The sequence below is a fragment of the Nocardiopsis dassonvillei subsp. dassonvillei DSM 43111 genome, assembly GCF_000092985.1.
GTDB classification, from domain to species: Bacteria; Actinomycetota; Actinomycetes; order Streptosporangiales; family Streptosporangiaceae; genus Nocardiopsis; species Nocardiopsis dassonvillei.
The window spans coordinates 469,176-486,155 of sequence record NC_014211.1 but is presented as its reverse complement, the minus strand read 5'-3'; the positions used below and the strand labels follow the sequence as shown (position 1 = coordinate 486,155).

Below are 16,980 nucleotides of genomic sequence, written 5' to 3'. Positions count from 1 at the left end.
GTTCGGCGCTGGAGGACTAGTGGACTTGAAGCTTGATCATTACACCGAGGGCGACACCGAGATCGTCGTCGTTGAGGGTGAGATCGATGTCTATACCGCGCCCCGGCTCCGCGAGCTGCTGATCGACCTGGTCAACAAGGGCAACTTCCACCTCGTGGTCAACATGGAGAAGGTGGAGTTCCTGGACTCGACGGGCCTCGGTGTGCTCGTGGGCGGGCTCAAGCGCGTCCGGGCCCACGACGGGACCCTCGACCTGGTCTGCACCCAGGAGCGCATCCTGAAGATCTTCCGGATCACCGGTCTGACCAAGGTCTTCGGCATCCACGACTCGGTGCAGGAAGCCATCGACAAGCGTTCCGCGAAGTAGCCCCGAGCGAGCGATGGCAACCATCACGCTCACGATCAGCGCGCTCCCCGCTCACGTGCGCACGGCGCGGCTCATGGCCGCCACCGTCGCACGGCGGGCGGGTATCGCCGCCTCAGCGATCGACGAGATCAGGCTGGCGGTCGGTGAGGCGTGTTCCCGGGCGGTGGCGGCGCACAAGCTGCACTGCCCCACACAGCCGATCCTGCTCCAGTTGATCGACGGCAGCGGGCCTGATCCGGCGTCGGAGTCCCGCACCGACGCCACGAGCAGCATCCTGCGCGCCAACGGGAGCGCGACGCAACGTTTCGAGGTCGTCGTCTCCGACCGTGCCCCGGCCAAGGACACGGAGGAGCCCGCCAACCCGTCCCTGCTCGACGGGCTCTTCCTGGACGGTGAGGACACCCCTCCCGGCGGGATCTCCGGGTTCTCCCCGGGGCTGGGCCTGGCGGTCATCACGGGTCTGGCCGACGAGGTGAAGATCGACCCCAGCGACCGGGGGACCGTGGTGCGGATGAGCTGGCCGCTGGCCACGGAGCACTCGCCCGACCCGAGTTCCAACTAGGGTCGCCGGGCCGGTGTCCGAACGCTCACGAGGGCGCCTCCCCGCGGGGAGGCGCCCTCGGTGTGTCACGGGCCGCCCGTCACGCCGGGAGGCCCGGCGCGGCCGCGAGTCCTGCGCCGACGCAGGCGCGGGCCCCGGGGTGGATGCGGGACCGCTGGGCGTGCGCCGACGCGACCGCGGGCCCCGGAGCGGGCGCGGGCCCCGGAGCGAAGGCGGGCAGCACGGTGCCGACCGTGCCCCCGGGCCCCCTGTACATCCAGTCAACCGCCTCCCGCGCGCCCCCGAAAGCCCCGGATCCGGCCTGTGGACAACGCAGCCACGCGATCAGTCGCAGGCCTGGGAGGAGACCTGCTCGTCGTTCTCCAGGCCGCTCTGGGCGTTCTCCGCGACCTCGTCGGCGGTGAGCACGTAACCCGTCTCGGGCTCGTTCGTGGCGGCGGCGAAGACCACCCCGTACACGGTGCCGTCCGGCGACAGCAGCGGGCCGCCGGAGTTGCCCGGGCGCACCACGGCGCGCACCTGGTAGATCTCCCGGCTCACCTGCTGGGAGTGGTAGAAGTCCGGCCCCTGCGCCGTCTGGCGGGCGCGAACGCGCGCCGGGACGGCCGTGAAGCCGCTGTTGCGCGGGAAGCCCGCCACGACCGCGTCACCGCCCTGCGGGGCCTCGTAGGTGAACTCCAGCGGTTCCAGGTCCAGGCCCGGCACGTGCAGCACGGCCAGGTCCTGCTGGGCGTCGAAGAGCACCAGCGTGGCGTCGAGCTGGTAGCCCTCCCGGGTGACCACCCGCAGGTCGTCGGTGACCCCGGCGACCACGTGCGCGTTGGTCATGATCCGGTCCTCCGCGTAGGCGAAGCCGGTCCCCTCCACGCGGCGCTGGCACGAGGGCGCGGTGCCCAGCACCTTCACCACGCTGCGGCTCGACTCGATCAGCTCCGGGGTGGTGAGCACGTCGGGGTCCGGCGGCGCCACCTCGGCCAGCTCACCGGTGCCCAGGCCGCTGAACACCTGCGGGAAGGCGCTCTGGTCCACGATCCGGCGGAACGTGGAGAACCCGCTGTGGGCGGCCTCGGGCATCAGCGTGTCCACCGAGTGGAGGATGCGCGAGTCCCTGACCTGGCCCGCGACGAACGGCAGCGCCGAGTTGGCCACCGTGCTGCCGATGAACCAGGCCACGAGCAGCACCGAGAGCCCGCTGATCAGGGCGCCGCCGATGGCGTCCAGGACCCGCGCCGAGTCCCACGTCACCTTGTTGCGGACGAAGGTGCCCAGGTAGGAGAGCAGGAACTGGCCGAGCGCCGCGGACAGGAACACCACGGCGATCGCCAGCAGCGCCTGCCTGCCGGGGTCCTCCACCCACGCCTGGATGGGTGCCGGGGCCGTCAGGGCGGCGAGGACGCCCCCTCCGACGAAGCCCGCGAAGCTGAAGACACCGACGATGAAACCCTGTCGGTACCCCGTCACCGCGAACAGCAGCAACAGGACGACCAGGATCACGTCGAGCACATTGCCCTCCAAGAGTGAGCGCTAACCGACCGGCCGCAGGCCCTGCGGGGTTGCTTCGAACACTTCGGTGAGACCCTCGTCGCGCCAGGGAAGTTCCCAGCCGCCCAGGGCGAGCAGGCTGTCGATCACCGCGCCGGTGAAGCCCCACACGAGCATCCCCTCCACCCGGAAGCCGGGCCCCCAGCGGGGCCCGCCCCCGTAGCGCACCTTGACCCGGTTGGCCGGGTCGGCGAGGTCGGCGACGGGCACGCGGGAGACCGCGGCGACCTCGCCCAGGTCGGTCGGCCGCACCTCGCTGGGCTCGCGCCACCAGCCCAGGACGGGCGCCACCCGGAAGTCGCTGAAGCTCAGGTACAGCTCGGGGAGGCGGCCGACGACGTCGACCCCCTCGGGGAGGAGTCCGGTCTCCTCGGCGGCCTCGCGCAGCGCCGCGGCCTCCGGGGAGGCGTCGGAGGGCTCGATCCGGCCGCCGGGGAAGGCGGGCTGTCCGGCGTGGCGGCGCAGCCCCTCGCTGCGCTGGATGAGGAGGAGGTCGGGGCCCCTGGGCCCCTCCCCGAAGAGGACGAGGACGGCGGACTCGCGCCCTCCCTCGGCGGGCGGCCGCATGGGCGGCGGCACGGTCATCGTCTCGGCGGCGTCCGCGAGCGCGGCCAGCCAGAGCGGGATCGAGTTCATGCGGGGAACCTGTTCCGGGAGTCGTCGCGCCGTCGGTGGGTCGAAGGGGCCGTGCGCCGGGCTCCTCGCGGGGCCGCGGGGCCCGCGCCCGGGGGAGCGCCGCGCGGGGGAGCGCGTCGTTCCCGGGGAGTCGTCACGTCGTCGGACCTCCTCCGGCGCCGACGGGCGGGGGTACCGGCGTCGCACGGGGCGCCGCGGATTGGGACGCCCGCGACGGGGACGATGTGCGCACACTCACGTGATCAGGGTACAAACCTCCGGCGCCTGCTCCCGATGCGCGCCCGGCCGCCCCTGTACGACCGGGCGCCGGGACGGGGCGCCCGCCCGGGTCCGCACGCCGCGCACCCGGGCGGCCGGCCCCCGTGGGTCTCAGGAGAAGGAGCGCATCCGCAGCAGCTTGGTCGCGGTGGCGGTGTCCGTGGGCCCCTCTCCGAAGGAGGGGCACAGACGGGCCAGGCCGCAGGCCCCGCACGCGGGCTTGCGGGAGTGGCAGACCCGGCGGCCGTGCCAGATGACGCGGTGGGAGAGCATCGTCCAGTCCCGGCGCGGGAAGAGCGCGCCGATCTCGTGCTCGACCTTGACCGGGTCCTCCTCGTCGGTCCACCCGAAACGACGGACGAGCCGCCCGAAATGGGTGTCAACAGTGATACCGGGCACATCGAAGGCGTTACCGAGCAGTACGTTTGCGGTCTTTCGCCCTACACCGGGTAGTTTGACCAGGTCGGAGAGTTTCCTCGGAACCTCTCCACCGTGCCGTTCGCACAGTTCCTGCCCGAGCCCGATGAGGCTGTTGGCCTTGGCCCGGAAGAAGCCGGTCGAGCGGATCATCTCCTCCAGCTCCTCCCGCCGCGCCGAGGCGTAGCCCTCCGCGTCGGGGTAACGGGCGAAGAGGGCGGGGGTGACCTGGTTGACCCGCTTGTCCGTGCACTGGGCGGACAGGATCGTCGCGACCAGCAGCTCCAGGGGGGTCGTGAAGTTCAGCTCGCAGTGGGCGTCCGGGTACAGCTCGATGAGTTCCCGGTACATCCTGCGGGCGCGGCGGACCAGCGCGAGCCGGCTCTCACCGGTGGGCGTGGTCGTCGGCTCGGTCGCGTCTGGTGTGTCACGGGGCATCATCACAGGGTAGGCGTCCCGGTGACGGGGCGGACCGCGGCCCGGCGGCCGTGCTCACGCGGCCGTCGCGAGCGGGTCCGCGCCACTGTCGGCGGACGGGGCTATGTAACCAATGTCCGGTGGCGCGGCGCGGACAGCCCTGGTACAGAACTGATGACGGCTAGGATCGCAGGGGCTGACGTCGGCTGTTGTGGGCAGTTGTCTCTCGGCGGACAAGCCGGGATCACGACCTGGTTTCACACCCGGGTGCGATATACGTCACACTGTTGGCGGTCAGGTTTTAGGAGGACGTGTGGTGGACGAGATCAACGAGGTGCTGCGGAAGGCCCCTCTGTTCGAGGCGCTGGACGAGGAGGACACGGCCGCACTCCGCTCCTCGGTGAACGAGGTGCGTCTCGGCCGCGGCCAGACCCTGTTCAGCGAGGGCGACGAGGGCGACCGCCTGTACGTCATCCTCAGCGGGAAGGTGAAGCTGACCCGCACGGCCGTGGACGGCCGCGAGAACCTGCTCGGGGTGCTCGGCCCCAGCGAGATGTTCGGCGAGCTGTCGCTGTTCGACCCGCGCCCGCGCACCGCGAGCGCCGTCGCGGTCACCGACTCGGTGCTCGCGGGACTGGGCCACGACGACCTGCGCCCGTTCCTGTCCAGCCGCCCGCAGGTGTCGCTCCAGCTGCTCAAGGCGCTGGCCGCCCGCCTGCGCCGGACCAACGACGTGATGGCCGACCTCGTCTTCACCGACGTGCCCGGCCGCGTCGCCAAGGCTCTGCTGGAGCTGGCCGACAAGTTCGGCAAGGAGGGCGAGGACGGACTGCACGTCCACCACGACCTCACCCAGGAGGAGCTCGCCCAGCTGGTCGGCGCCTCCCGTGAGACGGTCAACAAGGCCCTCGCCGAGTTCGCCCTGCGCGGCTGGCTGCGGATCGAGGCCAAGGCCGTCGTCCTGCTCGACGTCGAGCGGATGCGCCGCCGGGCCCGCTAGACCGTGTCCCTCGGGCGGGGACTCCCGGGGGCGCTGACGTTCGCGCCCCGTGCCGGGGCTCCCCAGGCCTGAACGCTGTGTGGCCGCTCCCCCCTGCCGGGTGGGCGGCCACAGCCGTGTCCGGAGCCGTCCGCGCCCGGTTCCCGGTGCCCCCGGGTCCGGGGGGCCGCCACGAACCGGGCCCGGGGCCGGGAGAGCGCTCGCCGACTAGTTCTCGACGCCCTCGGGGAGTTCGCCGCGCGCCGCGAGGTAGCGCAGCTGGGCGCGCACCGACGAGGCCGCCGCGAACCGGATCTGCTCGGTGACGTCGGGGTAGACGCGGTCGACGATCTGCTCGACCCCGGCCGCCCCCGCGCGCACCGCGTCCAGGACCTGCCCCAGGCGCGACTCGCGGTGGTCGACGTAGGAGTCCAGCACCGTCGCCGGGGCCGTGATGATGGGGCCGTGGCCGGGCAGCAGGGTGCGCACGTCGTGCTCGCGCACGAGGGAGCGCAGCCGGTACAGCGACTCCATGTAGGGGCCCAGCCCGTCGTCGCCGTCGATCACCGTGGTGCCGTGGCCCAGGACGGTGTCGCCGGTCAGGATGGTGTTGTCCGCCTCCACCATCAGGCAGACGGAGTCCTCGGTGTGGCCGGGGGTGGCGATCACCCGTACCCGAAGGCCGTCGGCCTCCAGGACCTCTCCGTCGGACAGGCCGCGTCCGCCGACCCTGGTCCCCGGATCGACCGCGTGCACGGGGGCGCCGGTCAGCTCCGAGAAGTACCGGGCGCCCTCCCCGTGGTCGGGGTGGCGGTGGGTCACCACGGCCATCAGCACCTGGGCGCCCTGCTCCTGCACGGTCCGCGCCACGCGCTCCAGGTGGCGCTCGTCGTGGGGGCCGGGGTCGACGACCACGACCCCGCGCGCGCCCGGCTCCCGCAGGATCCAGGTGTTGGTGCCCTCCAGCGTCATCGGGCCGGGATTGGGGCACAGCACGCAGCTGGCGCGCAGTGTCCCGGAACCGTCGATCCTCATCGCACCTCGCTTCGCTCGCCGAACCGGACCGGGGAGCGGCCGGGGCCTCCGGCACGCGCGGCCCCGCTGCCCGGCGGCTCCTCAGGGAGTCGCGTCGGGTTTCGGGAGAGGGTAGTCCACCCCGTTCGGCACGAAGACGCGCAACTGGCCGCCGACCTCCCGGACAACCGGCTCAATGGGGACGATATCCCGTCGGGCCTCCCGTACTCCCCGGAGGGTCCGGCAGTCCGCGAGTTCGGCGCAGTTCACGACCGTGGGCGGGAGCATCGGCATCCGGCCCGCCTCCCACTCGCCGTGGACGGCGGCGGGGTCGGTCCACCGGGTGAGGTCGGCCTCGCCGCCCACGTCGCGCGAGGCCTGCCCCGGAGGCAGCTCGGCCGCGAAGAACCAGGTGTCGTAGCGGCGCGGCTCGGCCCTCGGGGTGATCCAGCGCGACCACGCGCGCAGCCACTCCGAGCGGAGCACGAGGCCGCGCCGGGCCAGGACCTCGGTGAAGGAGTGGGAGCGGTCGATCAGTCCCAGCCGGTCCCGCTCCCACTCCTCGGAGGAGGTGTCGAGGGTGATGGCCTCCCCGCCCGCGCGCCCGGGTTCGCTGGCCAGCAGGACGCCGGTCTCCTCGAAGGTCTCGCGGACCGCGGCGCACACCAGCGCCCGGGCCGTGCGCACGTCGGTGCCCAGCGTGCGCGCCCATTCCTCGGGGCCGGGGCCGGTCCAGGGCAGGTCGCCGTCGGCGTCGCGCGCGTCCACCCCGCCGCCGGGGAAGACGTAGGCGCCCGGGGCGAACCCCATGGAGCGGACCCTGCGCATGAGCAGGACCTCCATGGGGCCGTCCGCGCCCCCGTCCCGGACACCGCCGCGGGGGCGCAGGAGCATGACCGTGGCGGCCGGGCGGGGCTCGACGGCGCCGCCCGGCGCGGAGCCGCCCGGCGCCGCGCCCCCGTTCCCGGTGCCGTCGCCTGCCGGGACGTCGCGCATCGGCGTACCCTCCTCCTCGGGGACAGAGCGCCGCGAAAAGGGGGTCACCGCACCGGAAGAGGGCGACCCGCTCAGCGGACCTCGACGATCATCTCAACCTCGACCGGCGCGTCCAACGGCAGGGCGGCCACGCCCACGGCGGCGCGCGCGTGCACACCGGCGGCGCCGAAGATCTCGGCCAGCAGGTCGCTGGCCCCGTTCACCACGCCGGGCTGTCCCGTGAAGTCGGGGGTGCTGGCCACGAAGCCGCCCACCTTGACCACGCGGACCACGCCGGACAGCTCGCCGATCTCGGCGCGCACCGCGGCCACCGCGTTCAGCGCGCACCGCGCGGCCAGCTCCTTGGCCGTCTCCGGGGTGACCTCGGCGCCGACCTTGCCCGTAGTGGGGAGCTTCCCGTCCACGAACGGCAGCTGGCCGGACACGTAGACGTGGTCGCCGCTGCGCACCGCGGGCGTGTACGACGCGACCGGCGCGGCCACCTCGGGCAGGGTCAGACCCAGCTCGGCGATCCGCTCCTCGGGGGTGGCCATCACAGCTCCCGCTTCATGTACGCGACGTACTGCTGGTTGCGGGGGTCGGTGCCCTCCGGCAGCGGAGCGGGCACGACGGAGACGAGCTCCCAGCCGTCGGCGCCCCAGTTGTCCAGGATCTGCTTGGTGGCGTGCGACAGCAGCGCCACCGTCTGGTACTCCCACTTGCTCATGCGTCCCTCACCCTTGCTCGCTCACCGGCGGACCGCCCCACGGCGGGGCGCCGCACGTCAACGCCGCCACCTTACTCATCCGCGTGCCCTCCCGCGCCCACCGCGGCACCGCTCCCGACGCCGCTTGGAACGCCCGCATAGACTGCCTGGAGTGAGCGAGAGCGAGCACGGACCGAAGCCTCCGGGGGAGGCCTGCGCGGGAGCACGACTGCACATCGTCACCGGCAAGGGCGGGACCGGCAAGACCACGGCCGCCGCCGCGCTGGCGCTGGCGCTGGCCTCCGGCGGCGCGAGAGTGCTCCTGGTCGAGGTGGAGGGCCGCCAGGGCGTCGCCACCCTCCTCGGCAGCCCGCCGCTGCCCTACGAGGAGCGGGAGATGATGGCCGCGCCCGGCGGCGGCAGCGTGAGCGTGCTGGCGGCCGACGCCGAGGCGGCGCTGCTGGAGTACCTGGAGATGTTCTACGGGATGCGCCGGGCGGGCCAGGCGCTGAACCGGCTGGGCGCCGTGGACTTCGCCACCACCATCGCCCCCGGGCTGCGCGACGTCCTGCTCACCGGCAAGGCCACCGAGGCTGTGCGGCGCCGCCGGAGCGGCCGCCGCAGGTCCGCCGAGGGCGCGCCGACGGCCCCCTTCCACTACGACGCGGTGGTGATGGACGCGCCGCCCACCGGCCGGATCGCCCAGTTCCTCAACGTGAACTCCGAGGTGGCCGGGCTGGCCCGCGTGGGACCGATCCGCAACCACGCCGACCGGGTCATGGAGGTCATCCGCTCGGGGCAGACCCGGGTGCACTTCGTGTCCCTGCTGGAGGAGATGCCCGTCCAGGAGACCCGGGACGGGATCGCCGAGGTCGGCGGGCTGGGGCTCAACGTGGGCGCGGTGCTGGTGAACATGGTGCGGCGGCCGCTGCTGGACGAGGCCGACCTGGCCGCCGCGGCGGAGGGGGAGACGGACCTGGACGCGCTGGCCGCCGGGCTGAAGGAGGCGCGTCTGGATGACGCGCGGGAACTCGCGGCGGCACTGGCCGGAGAACTGCGCGCCCACGCCCTGCGGGTGCGGCTGGAGCGCCGGATGCGTTCGGACCTGGAGGGGCTGGGCCGCCCGCTGCTGGAGCTGCCGCTGCTGGAGGGCGGTGTGGACCGCGCCGCGCTGGACTCCCTGGCGCGGCGGCTGGTCGGGCAGGGGGTGCGGTTGTGAGCGCGGCGGTGGGGGCCGGACGCCTGGACGTGGACGCCCTCGTGGACGACCCCGGTACGCGGATCATCGTGTGCTGCGGCGCGGGCGGGGTCGGCAAGACCACGACGGCCGCGGCGCTGGGGCTGCGCGCCGCCGAACGCGGGCGGCGGGCCGTGGTGATCACCGTGGACCCGGCGCGGCGGCTGGCCCAGTCCCTCGGGCTGGAGTCGTTGGACGACACACCGCGTCCGGTCCCGCTGCCGGAGGGGTCGGGCGGCAGCCTGCACGCGATGATGCTCGACATGAAGCGGACCTTCGACGAGGTCGTCAGGGAGCACGCGGACCCCGAGCGGGCCCGGCAGATCCTGGCCAACCCCTTCTACCAGACCCTCTCCACGAGCTTCTCGGGCACGCAGGAGTACATGGCCATGGAGAAGCTGGGCCAGCTGCGCCAGTCGGGGGACTGGGACCTGATCGTGGTGGACACCCCGCCCAGCCGGTCCGCGCTGGACTTCCTGGACGCGCCCAAGCGGCTCGGCCGCTTCCTGGACGGGCGGCTGATCCGCTTCCTGAGCGCCCCGGCCAGCACGGGGGCCTTCCGGCTGCTCGGCGCCGGGTTCAACCTGGTGACCTCGGCGATCAGCAAGGTCGTGGGAGCCCAGCTCCTCGACGACCTGCGGTCCTTCGTCGCCGCGTTCGACACGGTGTTCGGCGGTTTCCAGAAGCGCGCGGAGCGCACCTACCGGTTGCTCCAGGCTCCGGGGACGGCCTTCGTGGTGGTGGCCGTGCCGGACACGGACGCGATGCGCGAGGCGGCCTACTTCGTGGAGCGGCTGGCCACCGACGCCATGCCGCTGGCCGGGCTGGTGGTCAACCGGACGCATCCGCTGCCCGAGGGGGCGGGCGGGTCCCTGGACGTGCGCGAGGCGGTCGCCGCTGCGGAGGCGCTGGAGCGCTCGGGCACGCGGACGCCGGCCTCGGCGGCCCTGCGGCTGCACGCGGAGAGGGTCCGCACGCGCGGACGCGAGGTCCGGCTGCGGGACGCCCTGCTGGCGGAGCACGGCGGCGTGCGCGTGGCCGAGGTGGCCGCCCTGCCGGAGGACGTGCACGACCTGGCGGGGCTGCGCGACGTCGGCGAGGAGCTGGCGGGCCGGGGCCGGTAGGGCGCTGTCAGCGCTCAGGCCGCAGAGGTGCGCTCGGCGTGCTCGGCCGCGTAGCTGGCGAGGTCGACGCCACCCTCCCTGCGGGCCTCCTCCAGGAGCGGCCCCCAGCTGGTGACGCCGGGGTGCTTGCGCAGCAGGGCGCGGCGCTCGCGTTCGGTCATGCCGCCCCAGACGCCGAACTCGACCCGGTTGTCGAGGGCGTCGGTCAGGCAGTCGGTGCGTACCGGGCACTCCTGGCAGATGAGTTTGGCGCGGTGCTGCGCCGCGCCCTGGACGAACAGCGCGTCGGGGTCCACCCGCCGGCACAGCGCCCTGGTCGTCCACTGGTCGGTCCACATGCCTCTACTCCCCTGTGCGCACCCGGTCCCCGCGCCAGCGGATCCGGTGTCCGGGGCACGCGCGTGCCCCGGCCGGAGGGGAACACCGTGGGCTCCCGCTGCCGCGTGGGGTGCGGTGGTCGACGCCCACCCCTGTTGCCTAGAAGTTACGGATTCGTTCGCCGCGCCAACAGAACCTGATGGACCCCCCTCACGTCTCACCAATATGGCCCGCTCGGGCCATTGCGTGGGGGCCCGGTGGCTCTCCGCATCGGACGGGGTGGGCGTGCCGCGCCGCCGAACCGGTCAGTGCCCGGCCGGCGATAGGCATGAAAAGATGGCATGGGGGCACAGCCCGCGGTACGCGGGTCATTTCCGCGCGTTCGCGCACTATCCGTTCCACATCGGACCACTTCGCACGTACGTGGTCACCTAGTCTGATGGGGTGGGTCAGGGGACATTGCTTCAAAGAATCAGCCAACTGGTCGGCGTCGGCGTCGTCGCTGGACTCCTCGTCGCCGCTCTCGCGCTCCCCGCCGTCGGGGGACTGGGCATCACGGCGCGCAACGTGGCCAGCGGCTTCCTGGAGATGCCCAGCAATCTGGAGACTCCGCCGCCTCCTCAGAGATCGACGATCTATGACAGCGAGGGCGGCGTCATCGCGGAGATCTTCGACCAGAACCGCGAGCTCGTCGAGATCGAGGACGTCTCGCCGGTCATGATCGACGCCATCCTCGCCATCGAGGACGCCCACTTCTACGAGCACGGCGGCATGGACGTGTCGGGCACGCTGCGCGCCGCGCTCCGCACGCTCAGCGGCGACACCCAGGGCGCGTCCTCCATCACCCAGCAGTACGTCAAGAACGTCCAGATCGAGGCGGCCACCACCCAGGAGGAGCTGGAGGAGGCCTCCGAGACGACGATCGCCCGCAAGATCCGGGAGCTGCGCTACGCCGTCGCCCTGGAACAGCGGATGACCAAGGACGAGATCCTCGAGGGCTACCTCAACATCGCCTACTTCAGCGACGGCGCCTACGGGGTCGAGTCCGCCGCGCAGCACTTCTTCCAGGTGCCCGCCAGCGACCTGGAGCTGCACCAGGCCGCCACCATCGCGGGCCTGGTGCGCTACCCCTACCTCTACAATCCCCGCTTCTTCCCCGAGCAGACCACCGACCGCCGCAACGTCGTGCTCGACCGCATGGTGGCCACCGGCGCGATCACCGAGGCGGAGGCCGAGGAGGCCAAGCAGGTCCCGATGGAGGTGGAGATCTCCACCCCGCCCAACGGCTGCGTGCCCAGCGACCAGCCGTTCTTCTGCGACTACGTGGTCCAGGAGATCGAGAAGGACGAGCGCTTCGGCCAGAACGAGACCGAGCGGGCGCGCTGGCTGCGCACCGCCGGACTCCAGATCCACACCACGCTCGACCCGCAGACCCAGGTGTCGGCGCAGGAGGCCGTGGACGAGTGGGTCCCGCGCGAGAACGAGTCCCGCAAGGTGGCCGCCGAGGTGGTCATCCAGCCGGGCACCGGCCACATCCTGGGCATGGTGCAGAGCCGCAACTACGGGCCCGACGAGAGCAAGCTCGGCGAGACCTCCATCAACTTCGCCACCGACGCGGACCGGGGCGGCAGCAGCGGCTTCCAGGCGGGTTCCACGTTCAAGGCGTTCACGCTGGCGGCGGCGCTGGCCGAGGGGATGCCGTTCGGCACCTCGTTCAACTCACCGGCCAGCGTGACCGTCTCCGGGCAGCGCAGCTGTAACGGCGGGACCCTGAGTCCCTGGTCCCCCAGCAACTCCGGCGACACCAACTCCAACACCACGCACAACATGATGACCGGGACGAGGGCCTCGTCCAACACCTACTTCGCCCAGCTCCAGGCGCGGGTGGGCTTCTGCGACGTGATGGAGATGGCCGAGAACCTGGGGCTGCGGCGCGCGGACGGCACGCTGTTCACCGAGAACGAGCGCTCGCTGGCCAACAGCAGCTTCACGCTGGGCAGCGAGGAGGTCTCCCCGCTGCGGGTGGCCAACGCCTACTCGGTCTTCGCCTCGGGCGGGATCCTGTGCGAGCCGCAGGCCATCACCAAGATCATCGACCAGCACGCGCACGAGACGATCGAGATCGAGCCCGAGTGCGAGCGGGTGATCGACGAGGAGGTGGCCGACGGGGTCAGCTACCTGCTGGAGCAGCCCTTCAACGGCGGCACCGCGGCCTCCCTGGGCATCGGCCGTCCGGCGGCGGGCAAGACCGGTACCACCGACGGCTCGGCCGCGGCCTGGTTCGCCGGGTTCACCCCGCAGATGGCCGGTGCGGTCTTCGTCGGCGACCCGCGCGGCCCGCAGCAGTACCCGCTGCGCAACGTCACCATCGGCGACCGGTACTACGGGGTGGTGTACGGGGCGACGATCCCGGGCCCGATCTGGCAGGAGACCATGCGCGGCGCCCACGAGGGCCTGGACGTCGAGCAGCTGCCGTCGCCGCCGTCGCAGTTCGGCTCCACGTCGGCTCCGCGCACGGAGGAGGAGGCCAGCCCGGCCAGCGACGACGGCGGCGTGCCGGACGTGATCGGCCGGTCCGAGCAGGAGGCGGTGAGCGTCCTGGAGGCCGCGGGCTACACGGCGAACGTGTCCGCGACCCGGGTCCGCTCCCCCGAGCCCGAGGGCACTGTGGCCGCGGTCAACCCGGACCCGGGGACGCGGCTGCCGGAGGGGGCCACGGTCAACGTGTTCCTCAGCAGCGGCGGCGGGACCGCCAGCGGGCCGGAGGACGACGAGGACTGGTTCCCGGTCGCGCCCGCGTCGAACTCCCCCGGCCGGGAGGACGACTGAGGCCCGGCACGTGAGAGGGGCGGCGGTGCGTACACCGCCGCCCCTTCGCGTTCCCCGCCGTTTGCGGGTGGCGCACAGTCGGACCAGGCCGGGCCCGGTCTGGCCGGGTCAGGTCATCCGGCGAGCTGGCGCTTGACCTCGGCGGCCACGCGGGCGCCCTCGGCCCGGCCGGCGATCTTGGGGTTGACGACCTTCATGACCTGGCCCATGGCGCGGGGGCCCTCGGCTCCGGTCTCGGTGACGGCCTCGGCCACCAGCGACGACAGCTCCTCGTCGGTGAGCTGCTTGGGCAGGTAGTCGGAGATGACCTCGCTCTCGGCCCGCTCGGCCGCGGCCTGCTCGGGCCGGTCGCCCTTGTCGAACGCCTCGGCGGCCTCGCGGCGCTTCTTGGCCTCCCGGGTGAGCAGACGGGTGATCTCGTCGTCTCCGAGGGAACGCGAGGTGCTGCCGGCGGCCTCCTCGGTGGAGATGGCGGCCAGGACCATGCGCAGGGTGCCGGTACGCACCTTGTCGCGCGCCTTGATGGCGGTGGTCAGGTCGTTCTTGAGACGGGCTTTGAGTTCGGACATGAGCCGATCCTACGGCGGGGCGCCGCGGGGTCACCAACGGTTTGCGCGCGCGGACGCCGCGCGGACGCGGCTCACACCGGCCCGGCGGCCCGCGACGGGGGATTCGCACACGCGTGCTCCGTGGATCTGCGACGATCTCTGTGACGACGAAGGAGGGCGATGGGCGCCGACAACAGACGAATCCTGCGCCGGGTGGGGCGCGCGGCCGCGATCACGGGCGCCGTCGGAGCGGCGGGACTGGTCTACGCCTCGGTCATCGAGCGCAACTGGTTCCGGCTGCGCCGCTACGAGCTGCCCCTGCTGCCCCCGGGCAGCCCGCGGCTGCGGATCCTGCACCTGTCCGACGCGCACCTGACACCCGACCGGAAGATGCTCATCGAGTGGATCCGGGGGCTGGAGGCCCACGAGCCGGACCTCGTGGTCAACACGGGCGACTCGCTGGCGCACCCGGACGCGGTGGGACCGTTCACGAAGGCCCTGGGGCCCCTGCTGGACCGGCCGGGCGCGTTCGTGTACGGGTCCAACGACCTGTTCTCGCCGCAGCCGAAGAACCCGGCCCGCTACCTGTGGCGGACCAGCAAGAACGACTACAACAAGCGCCGGACCCCGGACCTGCCCTGGCGCGAGCTGGGCGAGGCCATGTCCGCGTCCGGGTGGCTGGACCTGAACAACCGCAGGGGCGGGCTGAAGGCGGGCGGACTCGACGTCGCCCTGGCCGGGGTGCACGACTCGCACATCAAGCTGGACAGGTACGAGGAGGTCGCCGGACCGGCCGACCCGTCGGCGGACCTGCGTCTGGGCGTGCTGCACTCGCCGGAGCCGTCCAACCTGGACCGGTTCGCGGCCGACGGCTACCAGCTTCTCCTGGCCGGGCACACGCACGGCGGCCAGCTGTGCCTGCCGTTCTACGGGACCCTGGTCACCAACTGCGGGATCGACCGCAGGCGGGCCTGGGGTCTGCACGAGTACGGGGACGCGTGGCTGCACGTGTCCGGCGGCCTAGGCACCTCCCCGTACGCCCCGGTGCGGTTCTGCTGCCGCCCGGAGGCCTCCCTGCTGGACCTCGTGGCCTCCTCCTGACCCCCCTCGGCGCTCCGATCGGAAACCGTGCGCGAGCACTCCCGGGCGTCCGCTAGACTTGTGGACGTTGCTTCGGGGTGTAGCGCAGCTTGGCAGCGCGCTTCGTTCGGGACGAAGAGGTCGTGGGTTCAAATCCCGCCACCCCGACAAAGGAACGGGTGTCCACACAGGTGGGCACCCGTTCTTCGTTTTCCCGGGTCCAGTGCTCCCCCCTACGGTCCGCTCCCCAGCGCACAGGGCCGGAACCCTCGGCCTGTCGGCTTCCGTGCGTCACCGTTGCGTCAGAAGCGGGAGCCCGGGTTCACGCGCTGGGCGCCTTCGTTCCTGCGGTCCCCGTGGCCCCGACCCGACCGGACCGACCGCCGCCCCGCCTCCGCTAGACCGAGGCCAGCAGGACGAGGATGACCGCGCTCCCCGCGGCGACGGGAGCCGTCAGCGACCACCGCACCCACGGCCGGGCGCCCCTCGCGGTCGGGAGTCGCGGCCACCGGTACGCCCCCACCAGGACGGCGGCGGCCAGGAGGAGCAGACCCGCGACCCACGCCCACGGGGTCACCAGATGCCAGAACCCGGCGAGGAACGCGTACGTGAGCGCCGTGGCGCCGCCGGCCCAGTGGGACACCAGCCCCAGGCGGTCGGTGGGACGGCGCCACCAGCGGCCGGGGCGCCGCCGTGAGGCGAACCCCAGGGCGAGGAGACCGGGGGTGAGAGCGAGCAGGACCGTCGCGGTCGCGTAGATCCTCTCGCCCGCCGCGTTGTCGGGGCTCGGTTCGTCGACACCGAGCAGGCGGATGCCGATGTCCTCGCTGAACCGGTGCGTGTTGGACAGGACCACGGCTCCCCGGTCACCGGTGTAACCGATCCACGCCGTGTGGCCGTTGGTCGTGGCGTTGCCGCCGTGGCCGGTGATCGGCACCCCTCCCAGCGTCTCCACGTACCAGCCGAGGCCCTGTTCGCGGCGCTCGACGTCCCCCGGCGCCACGGGACGCACGGCCGCGGCCCCCGGGGCGGTGCCCTCCATCACCGACGCCAGGAGCAGGCCGAGGTCGCCCGCGGTCGTGACCAGCCCTCCCGACGGGCCGGAGGCCTCCGAGCCCTCCGGAACGAGGGGGCGCCCGAGATCGGCGTTGTGCACCTGGAAGGGGGCACCGTCACCGGTGGTCCGGATCGCGCTGTCCTCCATCCCCAACGGGTCGAGGATCCGTTCTTGGACGAGCTGGGCGTAACTGGTCCCGGCGTGCGCCGCCAGGGCGTGCCCGAGCAGGTCGATCCCGGTGTTGGAGTAGTGGTTGCCGCCTCGCATCGCGGGATCGACCCGCACGTCCTCCGCCACGGTCCGCAGGAACTCCTCGACCGACCCGGGCGGATCCGGGTGGCGTTTGGCCGCGAACTGCCACAACGTCTGGAGCAGGCTGGTCTCCTCCCTGGAGAGGCCCGCGGTGTGCGTAGCCAGCTCCTCCACCGTGACGCCGGCGAGTACGGGATCGGCGAAGTCGACGTCTTCCAGGAGATCGCCGACCCGGGCGTGCGGAGCGAGTTCACCGCGGTCCACCATGTCGGCGAGCAGCATGCCGGGCAGCACCTTGGCGACCGACGCGGAGCCGAACCGGGTGTGTTCCCCCACCGGTTCCCCGTCGGCCCCGGTGCTGCCCAGCCCCGCCGTGCGCACGCGGAGCCCCCCGTCCCCGTCCGTCTCCACCAGCGCGACCGACAGGCCGTGGTACCCCGTGGTGTCGGCGATCCCCCCGCGCACGCGCTCGACCAGCTCCGTGTCCCCGTCGGATTCCGCGCCGAGCTCGTAGGGGCGCGGAGCGAGGGCGGCCGCGCCGACGGTGACGAGGACGGCGGTCAGTGCCGTGATCGCCCACCGTCGCGGTCCGCGCGGACGGTGTCGGGCAGAGGGGTCGGACGCGGTCACTCGGGTCTCCTCGTCTCCGGCCGGGTCGTCGG

General features: G+C 72.9%; 17 protein-coding genes and 1 tRNA gene. 8 read left to right on the top strand and 10 right to left on the bottom strand.

Annotation, left to right across the window (positions count from 1 at the left end; translation table 11 throughout):
- The first annotated feature begins 19 nt into the window (after positions 1-19).
- A complete protein-coding gene (locus tag NDAS_RS26315) occupies positions 20-367 on the top strand; it encodes an STAS domain-containing protein (protein ID WP_013156307.1) in 348 nt (115 codons plus the stop codon).
- A gap of 13 nt (positions 368-380) precedes the next feature.
- The gene (locus NDAS_RS26310) at positions 381-929 is read left to right on the top strand and encodes an ATP-binding protein (RefSeq protein WP_013156306.1); all 549 of its coding nucleotides are present in this window, start codon (positions 381-383) and stop codon (positions 927-929) included.
- 324 nt (positions 930-1,253) lie between these two features.
- On the opposite strand, the gene NDAS_RS26305 is transcribed toward NDAS_RS26310, so the two are convergent.
- The 3 genes from NDAS_RS26305 to nth all read right to left on the bottom strand — a co-directional run bounded on the left by NDAS_RS26305 (position 1,254) and on the right by nth (position 4,223).
- Positions 1,254-2,432, bottom strand: coding sequence for a MarP family serine protease (locus NDAS_RS26305; RefSeq protein WP_013156305.1), 1,179 nt, complete (start codon positions 2,430-2,432; stop codon positions 1,254-1,256).
- A gap of 21 nt (positions 2,433-2,453) precedes the next feature.
- Positions 2,454-3,107, bottom strand: coding sequence for an NUDIX hydrolase (locus tag NDAS_RS26300; RefSeq protein WP_013156304.1), 654 nt, complete (start codon positions 3,105-3,107; stop codon positions 2,454-2,456).
- A gap of 369 nt (positions 3,108-3,476) precedes the next feature.
- On the bottom strand, positions 3,477-4,223 hold the full coding sequence (gene nth, locus NDAS_RS26295; protein WP_013156303.1) for an endonuclease III: 747 nt from the start codon (positions 4,221-4,223) through the stop codon (positions 3,477-3,479).
- 289 nt (positions 4,224-4,512) lie between these two features.
- On the opposite strand from nth, the gene NDAS_RS26290 reads away from it, so the two are divergent.
- Positions 4,513-5,199 carry a Crp/Fnr family transcriptional regulator gene (locus tag NDAS_RS26290; protein ID WP_013156302.1) on the top strand — a complete coding sequence of 229 codons (687 nt, stop codon included), beginning with the start codon at positions 4,513-4,515 and terminating at the stop codon, positions 5,197-5,199.
- 207 nt (positions 5,200-5,406) lie between these two features.
- Here NDAS_RS26290 and NDAS_RS26285 read toward each other — a convergent pair whose 3' ends face one another.
- The 4 genes from NDAS_RS26285 to NDAS_RS28295 form a co-directional block, all read right to left on the bottom strand.
- Entirely contained in the window at positions 5,407-6,213 is an 807-nt protein-coding gene (locus NDAS_RS26285) for an MBL fold metallo-hydrolase (RefSeq protein WP_013156301.1), read from the bottom strand.
- Between the two features lie 81 nt (positions 6,214-6,294).
- Entirely contained in the window at positions 6,295-7,188 is an 894-nt protein-coding gene (locus NDAS_RS26280; protein ID WP_013156300.1) for an NUDIX hydrolase, read from the bottom strand.
- Positions 7,189-7,259: 71 nt separating this feature from the next.
- Positions 7,260-7,721, bottom strand: a complete 462-nt coding sequence (locus tag NDAS_RS26275) for a RidA family protein (protein WP_013156299.1) — start codon at positions 7,719-7,721, stop codon at positions 7,260-7,262.
- Positions 7,721-7,894, bottom strand: a complete 174-nt coding sequence (locus NDAS_RS28295) for a DUF4177 domain-containing protein (protein ID WP_013156298.1) — start codon at positions 7,892-7,894, stop codon at positions 7,721-7,723. Before NDAS_RS28295 ends, NDAS_RS26275 begins: the two co-directional genes overlap by 1 nt.
- A gap of 151 nt (positions 7,895-8,045) precedes the next feature.
- Here NDAS_RS28295 and NDAS_RS26270 point away from each other — a divergent pair, with 151 nt between their 5' ends.
- Together NDAS_RS26270 and NDAS_RS26265 are read left to right on the top strand one after the other, a co-directional pair.
- Entirely contained in the window at positions 8,046-9,092 is a 1,047-nt protein-coding gene (locus NDAS_RS26270) for an ArsA-related P-loop ATPase (protein ID WP_013156297.1), read from the top strand.
- A complete protein-coding gene (locus tag NDAS_RS26265) occupies positions 9,089-10,234 on the top strand; it encodes an ArsA family ATPase (protein ID WP_013156296.1) in 1,146 nt (381 codons plus the stop codon). The genes NDAS_RS26270 and NDAS_RS26265 overlap by 4 nt, the downstream gene beginning before the upstream one ends.
- Positions 10,235-10,248: 14 nt before the next feature.
- Here NDAS_RS26265 and NDAS_RS26260 read toward each other — a convergent pair whose 3' ends face one another.
- Positions 10,249-10,572 (bottom strand): WhiB family transcriptional regulator, encoded by a 324-nt coding sequence (locus NDAS_RS26260; RefSeq protein WP_013156295.1) that lies wholly within the window; start codon positions 10,570-10,572, stop codon positions 10,249-10,251.
- Between the two features lie 439 nt (positions 10,573-11,011).
- Between NDAS_RS26260 and NDAS_RS26255 the strand changes: the two genes are divergently transcribed.
- Entirely contained in the window at positions 11,012-13,381 is a 2,370-nt protein-coding gene (locus NDAS_RS26255; protein ID WP_013156294.1) for a penicillin-binding protein, read from the top strand.
- A 113-nt stretch (positions 13,382-13,494) separates the two neighbouring features.
- Here the strand turns inward: NDAS_RS26255 and NDAS_RS26250 are convergent, their stop codons facing one another.
- Positions 13,495-13,950 (bottom strand): GatB/YqeY domain-containing protein, encoded by a 456-nt coding sequence (locus NDAS_RS26250; RefSeq protein ID WP_013156293.1) that lies wholly within the window; start codon positions 13,948-13,950, stop codon positions 13,495-13,497.
- 159 nt (positions 13,951-14,109) lie between these two features.
- On the opposite strand from NDAS_RS26250, the gene NDAS_RS26245 reads away from it, so the two are divergent.
- Together NDAS_RS26245 and NDAS_RS26240 are read left to right on the top strand one after the other, a co-directional pair.
- A complete protein-coding gene (locus tag NDAS_RS26245) occupies positions 14,110-15,030 on the top strand; it encodes a metallophosphoesterase (protein ID WP_013156292.1) in 921 nt (306 codons plus the stop codon).
- 73 nt (positions 15,031-15,103) lie between these two features.
- Positions 15,104-15,177, top strand: a tRNA-Pro gene (locus NDAS_RS26240).
- A gap of 229 nt (positions 15,178-15,406) precedes the next feature.
- Here the strand turns inward: NDAS_RS26240 and NDAS_RS26235 are convergent.
- Positions 15,407-16,948: a serine hydrolase domain-containing protein gene (locus NDAS_RS26235; RefSeq protein WP_013156291.1), complete on the bottom strand. Its 1,542-nt coding sequence runs from the start codon at positions 16,946-16,948 to the stop codon at positions 15,407-15,409.
- Between the last annotated feature and the right edge of the window lie 32 nt (positions 16,949-16,980).